Below are 16,334 nucleotides of genomic sequence, written 5' to 3'. Positions count from 1 at the left end.
ACACACGGATGCAGTAATAATTAAGCTTATTATGGCCACTGTGCGAGCGTTACACGGTCATTTTCACCAAGATCTTTTATCGTTTTAATATTAACAAAGGCCATCGTTTTAAAAAATTCACGAACAGCAAAACCTTGGTCATAACCGTGCTCTATTAGAAGATAGCCACTAGATAGCAAATAGTCACGTGATTGTGTAATTATTTGTTTAATATCAGACATTCCTGAATCTTCAGCAACTAAGGCAGATAAAGGTTCAAATCGCACATCGCCTTGAGCCAAATGTTCGTCACTACTTTCTATGTACGGTGGGTTGGTCACTATAAGATCAAAATATTCATTATCAAGTGAGCTAAACCAATTGCTTTGTTTAACACGCACATTACTAAGTCCTAGACGCTGTTGATTCCGAGTTGCAAGCGCTACAGCGTCAGTCACTTTATCTACCGCTGTAATATTCCACAAAGGCATTTCACTACCCAATGCCAATGCAATTGCCCCAGTACCTGTTCCCAAGTCCAAAACTTTTGCATTTTCCGAAATTCCTAAACCAAGTGCAGCCTCAACTAATGTTTCAGTATCTGGCCGCGGAATTAACGTTGTTGCATTGACTTCTAAGGTTAAACTCCAAAACTCACGTTGCCCTGTAATATGCGCTACAGGTTCGCCGTTTAATCTCCGAGCGCAAAGAGTGTCAAAGGTGTTTTGTTGCTCAGTACTGAGCAACCTTTCGGGCCAAGTAAAAAGATAGCTCCGTGGTTTATCAAGAACATGAAGAAGTAATACCTGTGCGTCTAATTTCGCACTTTCGCTGCTTTGCGCTAATAAATTAGCGCCAGCAGCAACAGCTTGCTCGAGAGTTTGATTCACTATTACTCATCGCCCATTGCGGCAAGTAAATCAGCCTGATGCTCTTGCATTAAGGGGTCTACAATGGCACCTAAATCACCCGCTACAACTTCATTTAAGCGGTACAGCGTTAAGTTGATACGGTGATCGGTTATACGTCCCTGCGGATAGTTATATGTACGAATACGTTCAGAACGGTCACCACTACCAACTAAGTTGCGACGCTCAGAGGCTTCTGCTGCATGACGCTTCTCATCTTCAGCTTGCTGTAAACGTGCTGCAAGTACTGACATCGCTTTAGCACGGTTTTTATGCTGCGAACGCTCATCTTGACATTCAACAACCACACCCGTAGGTAAATGCGTAATACGAATTGCTGAGTCAGTTTTATTTACGTGCTGGCCACCTGCACCCGATGCTCTAAAAGTATCTACTTTTATATCGGCGGTGTTAATTTCAATTGCTTCAGCTTCTGGAATTTCTGCCATTACCGCTACAGTGCACGCCGATGTATGAACACGACCTTGCGATTCAGTCTCTGGTACACGTTGTACACGGTGTACGCCAGACTCAAATTTAAGCTTACCGTATACGCCTTCACCGCTAATGTTAGCAATGACTTCTTTGTAACCACCGTGTTCGCCTTCATTGGTAGTTACTACTTCTAATTTCCACTTTTGCGTTTCAGCAAAACGGCTGTACATTCTAAATAAATCACCGGCAAAAATAGCGGCTTCATCACCCCCTGTACCTGCGCGGACTTCTAAAAATACATTGTTATTATCTTTTGGATCTTTAGGAAGCATTAATACCTGAATTTCATCTTCAAGGCTTAATATTTGTGCTTTGGCTTCTTTATACTCTTCCTGTGCCATTTCTCGCATATCAGGGTCTGAGTCTTTAAGCATCTCTTCAGCGCTTGCTAAATCTTCTTTTGTTTGTTGAAACGATAAAAAAGTTTTAACTATTTCTTCAAGCTCAGAGTATTCTTTTGAAAGGCCACGAAAGCGATTTTGATCGCTAATAACCGACGGGTCGCTCAACAGTGCTTGTACTTCTTCGTAGCGCTCTACTAGCGTTTCTAATTTATTATAAACAGACTCTTTCATTTAACGGTTATTCCTGATCAATACCTAACATTTTTTTCAACTGATTTAATTGAGCCACTTCACCTTTTTTAGCCGCATCTTGAATGGCACGGGTAGGCGCGTGCATTAAGCGGTTGGTTAACTTATTGGCCAATTCTAAAATTACTTTTTCTGCGTCTTTACCACTAGAGAGCTGGCTAACTGCTCTTTCTACTAATTCAGACTTAATTGTTTGAACATCGTTTCGATAGTGACGAATTAACCCCACAGAATCGAGTGAACGCATCCACATACAAAACTCTTTGGTGCGCTCAGTAATAATTATCTGTGCCTGCTGTGCGGCTTGTTCTCGCGCTGCCATATTTTCACTTACAATCGTTTGTAAGTCGTCAACCGAGTATAAATAAGCCGCATCTAGCTCACCAACTTGGCTCTCAATGTCGCGCGGTACCGCAATATCAATAAACAACATCGGTTTGTTACGGCGCTGCTTTAGTGCTTGCTCCACAACACCTTTACCAATAATAGGCAGTGTACTGGCCGTTGAGCTTATTATAATATCTGCGTTATGCAAACGCTCTGGCAACTGCGCTAATGCAATGACATCTGCAGACACTTCATCGGCTAAATTGCGGGCTCGTTCAATAGTTCTATTGGCTACGGTAATATTTTGTGGCTCATTTTGATACAAATGCTTAGCAACCAGTTCTATTGTTTCGCCTGCACCTATTAATAACACATTGGTTTTATCAAGCTTGCCATAAATATGCTTAGCTAAATTAACAGCCGCAAACGCTACCGAAACCGCACTGGCGCCTATGTTAGTTTCAGTTCGGACCTCTTTAGCAACCGAAAATGTCTTTTGAAACAAACGATCAAACGTAACACCCACTGCATCATGTGTTTTAGCACTATTATAGGCTTGTTTAATTTGCCCTAAAATTTGCGGTTCACCTAACACAAGCGAATCTAAACCGCAGGCAACGCGCATTAAATGGTTAATTGCTTGATTGCCCTCGTGGCAATAAATGTTATTACTCAGTTCCTGTTCATCTAAACCATGGAAACTGGCAAGCCATGCTAACAGTGTTTGGGAATTTTGCTGAGCAAGGCTACAATAGATTTCTGTTCGGTTACAGGTAGACACGATCACAGCTTCATTAAAGTCGGCATGGCCACTTAATTGCTGCAACGCCTCTGACATTTGCTCAGGCGAAAAAGCCACTTTTTCACGCAGTTCTACGGAAGCAGTTTTGTGATTTATACCTAGTGCTATTATGGTCATGTTTGCCAAATATTGCTGAGCCCTACTTTAAAGGCGGCAATTTTACCAAAAATCAGCGGAATATGGAAAGTAAGGAACAACATTTGATTAGACATTATTTAATATTAGCTATAACTTTTATGTTTTTAAGTGGCTGCGCGCAACAATTACCAAATAAAACAGCAGTTTACAACAACTGGAAAGGTCAACTCGCCAATCAAAAAACTTGGCATGTAGAGGGGAAACTTGCTTTTATTAGTCCCGATGAGCGCCAATCTGCAAACTTAAATTGGCAGCAACAAGAAAATAACAATAATTTAGTACTGACTTCATTTATTGGCACACGCATTTTACAACTAAAACAGTCGCGCAATGTTGCTGAGCTTGAATTTGACGATAAAGTTTATGTAGATACCAATGCATCTGCGCTGCTTAAGCGCTTAACTGGCTTTGCTTTACCTGTTAATAATGCTGATAACTGGCTTAAAGGCACTATTGATTCACAAACGTTGCAAGTTGATGAACTTGGCCGTTCGAAACAAGTACTTTGGTTAGATAATGAAAGTAAACAATGGCAAATAAACTATGCAGATTATATACAAACCGCTGGTTATTGGTTGCCTACAAAACTGACGCTCAAACACCAAAAAATTAAAATTAAAATTCAACTATATGACTGGCAATTTAATTAACTATGAATAGCAAAACCTTTTTTTCACTTATTGCACCTGCAAAACTCAATTTATTTTTACATATTAATGCGCGCCGAGATGACGGTTATCACGAATTAGAAACCTTATTTACCTTCTTAAACTTCGGCGATGAGCTCTCTTTTGAGTTAACAGATGAATCATCAATTTTAATCACTGGTGATACTAAAGACATACCACTTGAAGATAATCTCATCTATAAAGCTGCTTTAATGTTACAAACTGATACTAAAACAAAGCACGGTGTAAAAATAAATTTGATAAAACGACTGCCTATGGGAGGAGGTGTTGGAGGGGGGTCTTCTGATGCGGCAACAACACTATTAGCGCTCAATAAATTGTGGAATATTAATTATGACATTAATAAACTTGCTAATTTAGGGTTACAATTAGGGGCTGATGTGCCTGTATTTATACGTGGTGAAAGCGCCATTGCGCAAGGCATTGGGGAAAAACTACACCGTGTTGAACTTGCGCAAAAATGGTACTGTGTTGTGCACCCAAACCAGCATGTAAGCACCGCTAAAATATTCACTCACCCCGACTTAAAACGCGATACACCAAAAATCTCAGGTGATTGGAAACAGCAAACTTTGCACAACGATTGTGAGCCTTTAGTTAAAAAGCTATGCCCCGAGGTTGAAAAAACCCTCCAGTGGTTGCTAAAATACGCTCCGTCGAAGATGACCGGAACAGGTTCATGTTGTTTTGTAGAGTTTGATACACAAGCTCAAGCTAGCCATGTACTTGCTAACCTCCCCCATACTTGGCAGGGATTTGTAGCGTCAAATGCTAATATCTCCCCTGCTCATACGGAGTTAACCGCCATTTTCGATCAATGAAGTAACGTAAAAGTAATCATAAGTTAACTCGTAATGATTTTTATCATTACTCGTTAGTCCAAAATTTCAGTGCCTGAGGAACCCTACCGTGCCTGACATGAAGCTCTTCGCTGGTAACGCAACACCTGAGTTAGCTCAAAAAGTTGCAAAACGTTTATATATTGAATTAGGCGATGCTGTTGTTGGCCGTTTTAGCGACGGTGAGATCAGTGTTCAAATTAATGAAAATGTTCGTGGCTCGGATGTTTTTATCTTGCAATCAACCTGTGCCCCTACAAACGATAACCTTATGGAACTTATCGTTATGGTTGATGCTCTTCGTCGCGCATCTGCGGGTCGTATTACTGCCGTCATTCCTTATTTTGGTTATGCCCGCCAAGACCGTCGCGTACGTTCTGCCCGCGTACCAATCACTGCTAAAGTTGTTGCCGATTTCTTATCGAGTGTAGGTGTAGACCGTGTACTTACGGTTGATTTACATGCAGAGCAAATTCAAGGCTTCTTTGATGTACCAGTAGATAATGTATTTGGTAGCCCTGTATTACTTGAAGATATGAAAGAGCGTCATTTTGATGATGTTGTTATTGTTTCTCCAGATATTGGTGGTGTAGTGCGCGCACGTGCAATTGCAAAACTATTAGACGATACTGATTTGGCTATTATTGATAAACGCCGCCCACAGGCAAATGTTTCTCAGGTAATGCATATTATTGGTGATGTAGAAGGCCGTGACTGTATCATTGTTGATGACATGATTGATACTGGCGGTACGTTATGTAAAGCCGCTGAAGCACTTAAAGAACATGGTGCTAAACGCGTATTTGCTTATGCAACTCACCCTATTTTATCAGGTAAAGCAGCTGAAAATTTACGTGATTCTGTTATTGACGAAGTTATTGTAACCGACTCAATTCCATTATCTGATGAACTTAAAGCGCTTGATAAAGTAAAAGTGCTAACGCTTGCTGATATGTTAGCAGAAACTATTCGTCGTATTAGCAACGAAGAATCTATTTCAGCGATGTTTGAGCACTAATCTCAGGTATTTGCTGAAAACAAAAGCGCCTTTTGGCGCTTTTTTTGTATGCTATGTATATTTTACTGAATCACAGTGGTATGATAGCGCGCCTTTTGGCTAGGGACCTTGGTCGCAAAGGCCCTAAACTTTTAAATAATTGGAGACATCATGTCTAACACAACTTATACATATGACGCTGAACTTCGCGTAGAAACTGGTACTGGTGCGAGCCGCCGCCTACGTCGCGAAGACAAAGTTCCTGCAATCCTTTACGGAGCTGACAAAGAAGCTTTATCTCTTACTTTTGCTCATAAAGATATGATCAAAGCACAAGAAGACGAAGGTTTTTACACTCATATTCTTACACTTAATGTAGGCGGCGAGAAAGTTGAAGCTATCTTAAAAGATATTCAACGTCACCCATTCAAGCCTAAGCTTACTCACCTTGATTTCCAACGTGTAGACGCAACTCATAAATTAACAACTAAAGTTCCTCTTCACTTCATCGGTGAAGAAATTGTAACTAAAGCTGGCGCAACTGTTGTTCACCAGTTAACTGATGTTGAAATTTCTTGTCTTCCAAAAGCATTACCAGAATTCATTGAAGTAAATGTTTCTGAGTTAGTAGCTGGTGATTCAATCCATATCTCTGATTTACAACTACCTGCAGGCGTTGCGTCTGTTGAATTAGGTAAAGGCGAAGGCCATGACCTTTCAGTAGTTACAATCAAAGCAAACAAAGCAGCTCCAGCTGAAGACGAAGAAGCTTCAGACGCTGCAGAATAATATTTAAGGTCTCGCACCTTGAATTCTATTCAAATGCTTGTGGGCCTGGCTAATCCAGGCCCCGAATACGCAAATACACGCCACAATGCAGGTGCTTGGTTCATCGAGCAACTCGCAGCACGCTACAACTGTACGCTAAAACACGATCCTAAATATCACGGCCTTACTGGCAAAGTGATAATCCAAGGCCAAGAATTCAAATTATTGATCCCCACTACTTACATGAATTTAAGTGGTAAAGCGGTCAGTAGTTTAGCCAACTTTTTCAAAATCCCTGTTGAAAATATCTTAGTTGCACATGACGAGATGGATTTAGAGCCCGGTGTCGCCAAATTAAAAAAAGGGGGCGGACACGGTGGTCATAATGGCTTAAAAGACATTATGGCAAAAATGGCAAATCAAAAAGATTTTATGCGTTTACGTGTTGGCATAGGTCATCCAGGACATCGTGAAATGGTTACCGGCTGGGTGCTTGGAAAAGCGCCAAAGGTTGACCAAGAAAAAATGGATGCTGCTGTAGATGAAGCAGTTCGTTGTATGGAAATACTTGCAAAAGACGGCGTGCTAAAAGCACAAAACAGACTTCATTCGTTTAAACCCTAATAAACTTGAGTCCAAGTGCACGGTTAAACGAATTCTAAACAAGGTATCTTACTATGGGTTTTAAATGTGGCATCGTTGGCTTGCCTAACGTAGGTAAATCAACGCTTTTCAATGCATTAACTAAAGCGGGTATTGAAGCCGCTAATTTTCCTTTTTGTACCATTGAGCCTAATACAGGTGTGGTACCTGTTCCAGATCCTCGCTTGGACGAGCTTGCTAAAATTGTAAACCCACAACGTATTCTTACTACAAGTATGGAGTTTGTTGATATTGCTGGCCTTGTAAAAGGCGCATCAAAAGGTGAAGGCCTTGGTAATCAGTTCCTAGCGAATATCCGTGAAACTGATGCAATTGGTCATGTAGTACGTTGTTTTGAAGACGAAAATGTAATACACGTAGCGGGTACAATTGACCCTGCTGACGATATTGACGTGATCAATACTGAGTTAGTACTTGCTGATATGGACAGCGCTGAGAAAGCGATGTTCCGTAATGCTAAAAAAGCGAAAGGCGGCGATAAAGAGGCAAAAGAACAAAATGCGGCGCTTGAAAAAGTAAAAGTACACCTTGATGAAGGCCTTACACTTCGATCGTTAGAATTAACTAAAGAAGAAAAAGTAGCTATCAGCTCTATCAACTTCTTAACTATCAAGCCAACTATGTATATTGCAAACGTAGCAGAGGATGGCTTTGAGAATAACCCACTACTTGACCGCGTTCGCGCTATAGCTGAATCAGAAGGCGCTGTGGTTGTCCCTGTGTGCGCAGCAATCGAATCTGAGTTATCTGAACTTGATGATGAAGACAAACTCGAATTTATGGCTGACCTTGGCTTAGAAGAGCCAGGCCTTAACCTTGTAATTCGAGGCGGCTACGAATTACTCAAGCTACAAACTTACTTTACCGCAGGCGTAAAAGAAGTGCGAGCTTGGACAATTCCTGTAGGTGCAACAGCGCCACAAGCTGCTGGTAAAATTCATACCGATTTTGAACGTGGATTTATCCGTGCACAAACCATTGCTTATGACGACTACATTAACTGTAAAGGTGAAAGTGGTGCAAAAGAAGCGGGTAAAATGCGCCAAGAAGGTAAAGAGTACATTGTTAAAGATGGCGATGTAATGAACTTCCTGTTTAACGTATAAGTATTTATTCCCTCTATTTAGGGAAATAAATTTTAAAGGCTCGTTTTTACGAGCCTTTTTTGTTTTTTAAACGTATATACACTGTTAGCTTTTGGGGATAAATAACACTAAGTTAATTTTAAAAAAGCGTAACCTGTTATACTTCCTCTTTAATCGGTGTTAAAAAAACGGCGTTTTTATTAAAATTTAGCCTGTTAGCTTAATTTTCCTGCAAACAAACACAGTTAAGCGTTTTTTTGCAAAAAAGGTGTTGACGAATTTGGGTCATGTCAGCATAATACGCCCCGCACTCAGCGATGAAGTGCTAACAAAAAAGATGGCTAAGTAGCTCAGCTGGTTAGAGCACATCACTCATAATGATGGGGTCACAGGTTCAAATCCCGTCTTAGCCACCATTTATTTTTTGTTGCTCAATGAAGAGTTTAAAATAACTACCTTGTGTGCGGGAGTGGCGGAATTGGTAGACGCGCTGGATTTAGGTTCCAGTATCTTAGGATGTGAGAGTTCAAGTCTCTCCTTCCGCACCATTATTCTTGATAAGAATTAAAACTATCAGTTGTTTATTGTTGGGATATCGCCAAGCGGTAAGGCACCAGGTTTTGATCCTGGCATTCCCAGGTTCAAATCCTGGTATCCCAGCCAACAATGGCTAAGTAGCTCAGCTGGTTAGAGCACATCACTCATAATGATGGGGTCACAGGTTCAAATCCCGTCTTAGCCACCATTTCTTTTTTAAGAATTGGCTCTGCAAGAGTTAAATTGCAACTCAATGAAGAGTCTAAAATAACTACCTTTCTTTGATTATTCAAAGTTAAAAATGCGGGAGTGGCGGAATTGGTAGACGCGCTGGATTTAGGTTCCAGTATCTTAGGATGTGAGAGTTCAAGTCTCTCCTTCCGCACCATGTTCTTGATTAGAACTAAAATTATCAGCTAATTCTTTGTTGGGATATCGCCAAGCGGTAAGGCACCAGGTTTTGATCCTGGCATTCCCAGGTTCAAATCCTGGTATCCCAGCCAACTTCTTCTACCAAAGAGTGTTGTTAAAGAATAACTCTGTTATGAGTATAAACATAAAACTATATGCGGGAGTGGCGGAATTGGTAGACGCGCTGGATTTAGGTTCCAGTATCTTAGGATGTGAGAGTTCAAGTCTCTCCTTCCGCACCACGTTCTTGATTAGAACTAAAACAATCAAATATTTCTTTGTTGGGATATCGCCAAGCGGTAAGGCACCAGGTTTTGATCCTGGCATTCCCAGGTTCAAATCCTGGTATCCCAGCCAACTTCTTCTACCAAAGAATGTTGCTAAAGAATAGAACTGCGGGAGTGGCGGAATTGGTAGACGCGCTGGATTTAGGTTCCAGTATCTTAGGATGTGAGAGTTCAAGTCTCTCCTTCCGCACCACGTTCTTAATTAGAACTAAAACTCATCCAAATTTAAAGTTGGGATATCGCCAAGCGGTAAGGCACCAGGTTTTGATCCTGGCATTCCCAGGTTCAAATCCTGGTATCCCAGCCAATTTTCTAACCGCTCTCCTTTGTACCATCTAAAATAAATTCTATTATCCAATAGATCATCTTCTATAAAATCTATCCAACTAATTCAATATTTTAAGATCAGTCGCTAAACACCTCGTGATATAAATGTACTGAAGCTGATTGAAAAAATAATACGTTTAATAATTTAATTCTGTAAATAAAAACACTGCTGATTCATAGTGAAAATTGAGTTACTTAGTCGTTTTATTAAAAATCTCAATACTACTAACATCAAGTTTAGTCTCATAAATTTTATTACGCATTGCTATTACTACATAATGCTTTAGCTGCCTTTATTTAAGTATTTCTCTATAAAGCGCTCTAAAGGTAGTGGCTTGCTAAAATAATAGCCTTGAAGGAATTCACAATTCATTGATTTAAGTACTTCTTGTAGCTCCTTCGTTTCGATTCCTTCTGCAACCACATTACAATTGAGCCGATGTGCTAAAAATAACGTCGATTCTACAATTGCATAATCAGCTATCTTAGTAAGCATATTATTAATGAAAGACCGATCTATTTTAATTTGATTTATAGGTAGCTCTCGCAGTAAAGATAAGGAAGAAAACCCGGTACCAAAGTCATCTACACTAAATTCAAATCCACGACGGTTAAGTTTGTACATCATTGCTCGAGCGGCCTCCAAGTCAGTCATCATTGCACCTTCTGTAATTTCAAAAACAATGTAGTTACTTAACGTAGGATCATCTTTAAGGAGCTCTTCTATAAACTCCACAAAGCTCTCACTTTCAAGGTCTCGTGTTGATAAATTTACGTGCATGGTGCCAGTAAAACCTAACGATTTTAAACGCTGTAAATTTTTTATTGTTTCAATTACAACCCATTGAGTGATACTAAGAATCACCCCTGTACGCTCTGCCACTTTAATAAATTGATCCGGAGCAATAAACGAACCGTCTTGTTGGGGCCACCTAATTAATACTTCTGCACCATGTATTTCGTCAAAACGAGTGCAAAATATTGGCTGAAAATAAAGCTCAAATTCATGGTTTATAAGGGCGTTTTTTATTTTTGTAGTCATATCAAGAAAGTTATCAGCCCTTTCACTCAATCCTTCAAAATAATTAACAAATAACTGCTGTGTGCTTTTAGCTTCAAGTAAAGCTAAATCTGCATTTTTAAATAGCTCATTGGCATAAAACGCATCTTGAGGATATGAGCTAATGCCGACTTTTAGCTTTAACCATACTTTTTGCGCATTAATTAAAAAAGGCTCTTCAACAGAGCCCTTTATAACTTCAATACAATCATAAATATCTTGCTCATTTGCTGAATCTAAAATTAACGCAAATTCATCACCGCCAATTCGGTGCAGTTCACCTATGTTTAATAAATTTAGATTTAACGTTTTGGAGAATATGCACAACAATTCATCTCCTAAGCTATTACCGTAGAGCTCATTTACACGTTTAAAATTACTTAAATCAAATAAAAATAAACTAAATGGTTGCTCATTATTAATATGCTGAATCAATAGATTAAAAAAACACTTGCGATTAGGGAGGCTTGTTAAGCTGTCATGCTCTGCTAGGAATCGTTGATGATTTTCAGACTTTTCTATTTCTAAAATACTTTTTAAGCTGAGGCGCATTATTAGAAATACAAAAATACCCCCTCCTAATAAAATGAGTGAGATACTAATTAAGACCAAGTTATCTAAAGTGTTATTTGCAAAATAATGTAATATCCAACAATACCCAAAAATAAATAAAACAACTAAAGCAAGAAGTAAACTCCATGCCATATTTTTAGTCTTTTTGCATATTGTTATTATTGGCTGAATGCTAAAACCTAAAAGCAAAATACCTAATAAGATTACAATTAATAAACTTTCCATAGCCCCTCAAACTAAAGACTTCTTATTGCTTGAGTATGGCAAATATACGTAAAAGGGAAATAAAATTAGGATTAAGAGCTTTAAAATAACTTTTAAGCTCTCATTTTAAGGGCTGAATAGTCAAAGGATTACAAATTGGTTTAATGAGTAAAATGCATATCTTAAATGTAAACGCATATTCTTAGCTAAATTCACCGCTAATTGCGTACTTTAATACCCAGTTTTTTACCACCCCAGTATTGTTAGCCATTTTTAAAAATTGGCTACGCGCCCATTTTAGTGGCGCTATTTGGTTTGAAAAACCAAAATAGCAGGCATCCATCATACTCATCATTAATAAGTTAGCTTTTCGGCGGGCGCGTTCGTACTCTTGCAGCTTTAACGCACATCCTACGTCGGTTGCATCATTTAATAGAGTGGCTAAAGCGACCACGTCCTGGAAGCCCAAGTTAACGCCCTGCCCAGCCAGTGGATTAATAGTGTGCGCAGCATCGCCTACTAACACCAAACGACCACAAGAATAATTATTAGCATGTTGACGAGTAATTGGAAACACTGCATGACTTTGCACGTCAAAATCGCCTGCAAGGCCAGGGAACTTAGCCAAAATATGACTTTTTAATTGTGCTCCATCTAATCCTTTAAATGTGTTTAATGTGTTGCCATCGTCATACCAAATTAAATTAGCGTAAGGTGCTTGCATAGGTAAAAAAGCCAACGGGCCTGATGGCGTAAATTGCTGCCATGTCTTTATTTGTTGAGGCGCGTCCGACTTAATAAGTACGCCCATACATTGCTGCTGGTACTGCCAACCGGTTACACCAATATTTGCTTTAGTTCGTAATTGTGATTGTCCGCCATCGGCTGCAACCACTAAGCTGGCGGTATAACGTTGCTCGCCATATACCAAGGTAATCGAATCGGCATTTTGTTCAATTTTACTAACAACCTGTTTTTGCTCGATGACTTCAATATCGTATTGCTCAAACTGCATCCATAAACTGGCTTGTATTAAACTGTTTTCGATTAAGTGACCCAAATGCGTGGTATTAATGTCGGCGCAATCAAATAACAATTTATCGTCGCCGCGTTCAAAAGCTTCTAACTGTTGGTATGGCGCAATCCGGCCTTTTCTTAAAATGGGCATAGCCCCTAAACCATCGAGTAACTTTTCAGAAAAACGATTAATAGCTGATACTCTTATATCAACGTTGTCATTACTCAAAACATGAGACGGATCGATTAGGTGTTTTTCGATAATGCGCACTGACTTTCCCTGTTGTGCTAACTTTATTGCCATTGCCGCACCAACCATGCCGCCGCCAACCACTATCACATTATTTTGAGTCATGTTTTTCATCATTTTGTTAATACGTTAATCTATTTTAATTGTACCGTAACTCACCGCTACAGTGCGAGAGTATATAACTATCAAGCTATTAAACTCGTCTGAGTTTGATTTGAGATCACAAACATGAAAACTATACTTGGATCTGGGCGGGTATCCAGCTAAAATACGCGTCCTTTAAGTGAGCAAGCTTGCTCCTTAATTCTGTTTCAAGCACATATTTGTGCCATTATCGAATTGAACACGAGGCTAAATTTCAATGAGCAAAAAGCTGCATATCAAAACCTGGGGTTGTCAGATGAACGAATACGACTCTCAGAAAATGGCTGAACTTTTAGATGCCACCAATGGCTACCAGCTAACTGAAGATGCAACAGATGCCGACGTAATCTTACTTAACACCTGTTCAATTCGTGAAAAAGCACAAGAAAAAGTATTTCACCAATTAGGCCGTTGGAAGTTGTTAAAAGACGACAAGCCTGAGCTAATTATTGGTGTAGGTGGCTGTGTTGCCTCTCAAGAAGGTGATTCTATTCGCCAGCGAGCTCCATTTGTAGATGTTATTTTTGGCCCACAAACACTGCACCGTTTACCTGAAATGATTAAGCAAGTGCAAGGTAATAAAGGTTCGTCAGTTGTTGATATTTCGTTCCCAGAAATTGAAAAGTTTGACCGCCTACCTGAGCCAAAAGCTGAGGGCCCTTCTGCGTTTGTATCAATAATGGAAGGGTGTTCTAAGTATTGTACCTTTTGTGTTGTACCTTATACCCGTGGCGAAGAAGTTAGCCGCCCAGTTGATGACGTACTCCTTGAAGTGGCACAACTTGCAGAGCAAGGCGTGCGTGAAGTAAATCTATTGGGGCAAAATGTAAACGCATACCGTGGTGATACTCACGATGGCGACATTTGCTACTTCTCAGATTTAATTCGATTAATTGCTGCAATTGATGGTATTGACCGTATTCGTTATACAACATCGCACCCAGTAGAATTTACACCAGATATTATTGATGCATATGCTGACGTACCAGAGCTTGTAGATCACTTACACTTACCGGTACAAAGTGGCTCTGACCGTATACTAAACCTAATGAAACGCGGCCATACAGCACTTGAATACAAATCAACAATTAGAAAGCTGCGTAAAATTCGCCCTAACTTAAGCATGTCTTCAGATTTCATCATCGGTTTCCCGGGTGAGAGTAAAGCTGATTTTGAAGCCACGATGAACCTTATCAACGATATTGGGTTTGATATGAGCTTTAGCTTTATTTATAGCGCACGCCCTGGAACACCTGCGGCAGATTTACCAGACGACGTAACTGAGCAAGAGAAAAAAGAACGCTTATACCTGTTACAGAACCGTATTACACAAATGGCACAGCACATTAGCCGCCAAATGTTCGATACAGAACAGCGTATTTTGGTTGAAGGTCCATCGAAAAAGAATCCAATGGAATTACGCGGTCGTACCGAAAATAACCGTGTTGTTAACTTTGTTGGTCCACATTCGGTGATCGGCCAGTTCGTTGATGTACGTATCACTGAAGCACTGCCTAACTCTTTACGTGGTGACTTAATTCGTACAGAATCAGAAATGAACTTACGACGCGATATCGCTCCATCAGCTATTTTAACCAAAGCAGCAAGCAGTGAGCCAAAACCAGAGACTCTTAACGAAATTGGCGTAGCTACTTTCGTTCCTTAGTCAATATACCTAGCGCCAGTAAATACTGGCGCCGTTCTATAGGAAGCAATTTTGAGTAATCAGTTAAAAACATTAGAGATTTATTTAGAACCTGCCGATAACAAACGCCTTTCTTCTTTATGTGGCCCGTTTGACGAAAACATCAAACAAATTGAACGCCGCCTAGCTGTTGAAATTATTCACCGTGACAACTTTTTTAAAGTAACGGGAAAGCTACTCAATAGTGCCTCTGCGGTCGAAATCTTAAAAAATCTATATGTTGATACTCAACCTGTGCGCGGTGTTATTGGTGAAATAGAACCTGATAATGTTCACTTGGCAATTACCGAATCTAAAGCCCTAGAGCAAGATGCTTCAAGCAGTGCATACGGCAAAGAAATGGTTATAAAAACGCGCCGTGGTGTTATTAAGCCGCGAAACGACAACCAAGGCCTTTACGTTGCCAATATATTAAATCACGACATTACTTTTGGTATAGGCCCTGCTGGTACAGGTAAAACCTATCTAGCAGTAGCTGCCGCAGTTGATGCCCTTGAGCGACAAGAAATTCGTCGTATTTTGTTAACGCGCCCCGCTGTAGAAGCTGGTGAAAAGCTTGGTTTTTTACCTGGTGACTTAAGCCAAAAAATTGACCCATACCTGCGCCCGCTTTACGATGCGCTATTCGAGATGCTCGGTTTTGAAAAAGTCGAAAAGCTAATAGAAAAAAACATCATTGAAGTTGCACCCCTTGCTTATATGCGTGGTCGTACATTAAACGATGCGTTTATTATTTTAGATGAAAGTCAAAATACCACAGCAGAACAGATGAAAATGTTTTTAACCCGTATAGGGTTTAATTCAAAAGCGGTGATCACTGGTGATATAACCCAAGTTGATTTACCGCGCGGTACACGCTCTGGCCTGCGCCATGCTATTGAAGTGCTCGACAGTGTAGATGAAATTAGTTTTAACTACTTCAAAGCACACGATGTAGTGCGCCACCCTGTTGTTGCGCGCATTGTTGAAGCATACGAGCGTAACGATGAGAGCGAGCGCTTGAAGCGAATTGAAAAGCAAAAAGCAAAAGACGAGCTAGCTGCTCAACTTAACTCTACTACTAAAGAGTAATACTTTGACAACCGAACTTGATTTACAAATAGCCTGTGAGTTTGACAACCTCCCTAGTGAAGCCCAATTTGCATTATGGGCTGATAAAGCGTTAAGCCAATATCGTGATGAGTCAGAACTCACCATAGTAATTAGCGACGAAGCGCAATCACAACAGCTTAATAACGACTACCGGGGTAAAAACAAACCCACTAACGTATTGTCGTTTGAATTTGAAGCGCCACCAGGAATAGAGCTTCCCCTTGTTGGTGACTTAGTTATTTGCCCAGCCATTGTATTGGCTGAAGCAGTGGAGCAAGAGAAGTCATTTCATGACCACTTTGCCCACATGGTCATTCATGGGTGCTTGCATTTACTTGGATTTGACCATATAAAGAGTGAAGACGCTTTGCAAATGGAAAGCATAGAAAAGCAATTACTTGCAGAGCTAAATATAGCAGACCCATACCGGGACGAAATTTAAAT

14 protein-coding genes and 10 tRNA genes are annotated in these 16,334 nt (G+C 40.1%); 19 read left to right on the top strand and 5 right to left on the bottom strand.

Annotation, left to right across the window (positions count from 1 at the left end):
- Positions 1-29 precede the first annotated feature (29 nt).
- Genes prmC through hemA form a run of 3 tightly spaced genes read right to left on the bottom strand, consistent with a single transcriptional unit; the run spans position 30 to position 3,221 of the window.
- Positions 30-869, bottom strand: coding sequence for a peptide chain release factor N(5)-glutamine methyltransferase (prmC, locus tag ATS72_RS01265; protein WP_058428626.1), 840 nt, complete (start codon positions 867-869; stop codon positions 30-32).
- Positions 870-871: 2 nt separating this feature from the next.
- Positions 872-1,957 (bottom strand): peptide chain release factor 1, encoded by a 1,086-nt coding sequence (gene prfA / locus ATS72_RS01260; RefSeq protein WP_008133139.1) that lies wholly within the window; start codon positions 1,955-1,957, stop codon positions 872-874.
- A 7-nt stretch (positions 1,958-1,964) separates the two neighbouring features.
- Entirely contained in the window at positions 1,965-3,221 is a 1,257-nt protein-coding gene (hemA, locus tag ATS72_RS01255; protein ID WP_170865573.1) for a glutamyl-tRNA reductase, read from the bottom strand.
- A gap of 83 nt (positions 3,222-3,304) precedes the next feature.
- Here hemA and lolB point away from each other — a divergent pair, with 83 nt between their 5' ends.
- From lolB to ATS72_RS01175, 16 genes are all read left to right on the top strand, one after another.
- Positions 3,305-3,892 (top strand): lipoprotein insertase outer membrane protein LolB, encoded by a 588-nt coding sequence (gene lolB, locus ATS72_RS01250; RefSeq protein WP_082652820.1) that lies wholly within the window; start codon positions 3,305-3,307, stop codon positions 3,890-3,892.
- Between the two features lie 2 nt (positions 3,893-3,894).
- The gene (ispE, locus tag ATS72_RS01245; protein WP_010556006.1) at positions 3,895-4,752 is read left to right on the top strand and encodes a 4-(cytidine 5'-diphospho)-2-C-methyl-D-erythritol kinase; all 858 of its coding nucleotides are present in this window, start codon (positions 3,895-3,897) and stop codon (positions 4,750-4,752) included.
- An 88-nt stretch (positions 4,753-4,840) separates the two neighbouring features.
- Positions 4,841-5,788: a ribose-phosphate pyrophosphokinase gene (locus ATS72_RS01240; RefSeq protein WP_008133143.1), complete on the top strand. Its 948-nt coding sequence runs from the start codon at positions 4,841-4,843 to the stop codon at positions 5,786-5,788.
- A gap of 150 nt (positions 5,789-5,938) precedes the next feature.
- Complete coding sequence (locus tag ATS72_RS01235; protein ID WP_008133144.1) at positions 5,939-6,556, top strand: 50S ribosomal protein L25/general stress protein Ctc; 618 nt, start codon at positions 5,939-5,941, stop codon at positions 6,554-6,556.
- Positions 6,557-6,574: 18 nt separating this feature from the next.
- Positions 6,575-7,159 (top strand): aminoacyl-tRNA hydrolase, encoded by a 585-nt coding sequence (gene pth / locus ATS72_RS01230; RefSeq protein WP_008133146.1) that lies wholly within the window; start codon positions 6,575-6,577, stop codon positions 7,157-7,159.
- Positions 7,160-7,212: 53 nt separating this feature from the next.
- Positions 7,213-8,304: a redox-regulated ATPase YchF gene (gene ychF / locus ATS72_RS01225; protein ID WP_058428625.1), complete on the top strand. Its 1,092-nt coding sequence runs from the start codon at positions 7,213-7,215 to the stop codon at positions 8,302-8,304.
- Positions 8,305-8,622: 318 nt separating this feature from the next.
- Positions 8,623-8,699, top strand: a tRNA-Met gene (locus ATS72_RS01220).
- Between the two features lie 47 nt (positions 8,700-8,746).
- Positions 8,747-8,831 (top strand) — tRNA-Leu (locus ATS72_RS01215).
- Positions 8,832-8,871: 40 nt separating this feature from the next.
- A tRNA-Gln gene (locus ATS72_RS01210) sits at positions 8,872-8,946 on the top strand.
- Between the two features lie 5 nt (positions 8,947-8,951).
- Positions 8,952-9,028 (top strand) — tRNA-Met (locus ATS72_RS01205).
- Positions 9,029-9,123: 95 nt separating this feature from the next.
- A tRNA-Leu gene (locus ATS72_RS01200) sits at positions 9,124-9,208 on the top strand.
- Positions 9,209-9,248: 40 nt separating this feature from the next.
- Positions 9,249-9,323 (top strand) — tRNA-Gln (locus tag ATS72_RS01195).
- A 65-nt stretch (positions 9,324-9,388) separates the two neighbouring features.
- Positions 9,389-9,473 (top strand) — tRNA-Leu (locus ATS72_RS01190).
- Between the two features lie 40 nt (positions 9,474-9,513).
- Positions 9,514-9,588 (top strand) — tRNA-Gln (locus ATS72_RS01185).
- 38 nt (positions 9,589-9,626) lie between these two features.
- Positions 9,627-9,711 (top strand) — tRNA-Leu (locus ATS72_RS01180).
- A gap of 39 nt (positions 9,712-9,750) precedes the next feature.
- Positions 9,751-9,825 (top strand) — tRNA-Gln (locus tag ATS72_RS01175).
- Positions 9,826-10,128: 303 nt separating this feature from the next.
- On the opposite strand, the gene ATS72_RS01170 is transcribed toward ATS72_RS01175, so the two are convergent.
- Positions 10,129-11,457, bottom strand: a complete 1,329-nt coding sequence (locus tag ATS72_RS01170; RefSeq protein WP_235591621.1) for a putative bifunctional diguanylate cyclase/phosphodiesterase — start codon at positions 11,455-11,457, stop codon at positions 10,129-10,131.
- Positions 11,458-11,884: 427 nt separating this feature from the next.
- The gene (locus ATS72_RS01165) at positions 11,885-13,066 is read right to left on the bottom strand and encodes an FAD-dependent monooxygenase (RefSeq protein WP_058428623.1); all 1,182 of its coding nucleotides are present in this window, start codon (positions 13,064-13,066) and stop codon (positions 11,885-11,887) included.
- A 244-nt stretch (positions 13,067-13,310) separates the two neighbouring features.
- On the opposite strand from ATS72_RS01165, the gene miaB reads away from it, so the two are divergent.
- Genes miaB through ybeY form a run of 3 tightly spaced genes read left to right on the top strand, consistent with a single transcriptional unit; the run spans position 13,311 to position 16,332 of the window.
- Complete coding sequence (gene miaB, locus ATS72_RS01160) at positions 13,311-14,759, top strand: tRNA (N6-isopentenyl adenosine(37)-C2)-methylthiotransferase MiaB (protein WP_058428622.1); 1,449 nt, start codon at positions 13,311-13,313, stop codon at positions 14,757-14,759.
- 51 nt (positions 14,760-14,810) lie between these two features.
- Complete coding sequence (locus tag ATS72_RS01155; protein WP_006793414.1) at positions 14,811-15,869, top strand: PhoH family protein; 1,059 nt, start codon at positions 14,811-14,813, stop codon at positions 15,867-15,869.
- Between the two features lie 4 nt (positions 15,870-15,873).
- On the top strand, positions 15,874-16,332 hold the full coding sequence (gene ybeY, locus ATS72_RS01150) for an rRNA maturation RNase YbeY (RefSeq protein WP_006793413.1): 459 nt from the start codon (positions 15,874-15,876) through the stop codon (positions 16,330-16,332).
- The last annotated feature ends 2 nt before the right edge of the window (positions 16,333-16,334 follow it).

The sequence above is a fragment of the Pseudoalteromonas sp. 13-15 genome, assembly GCF_001468205.2.
Taxonomy (GTDB): Bacteria; Pseudomonadota; Gammaproteobacteria; order Enterobacterales; family Alteromonadaceae; genus Pseudoalteromonas; species Pseudoalteromonas marina.
The sequence above is the reverse complement of the archived record's forward strand: the minus strand, read 5'-3'. Positions and strand labels throughout refer to the sequence as shown.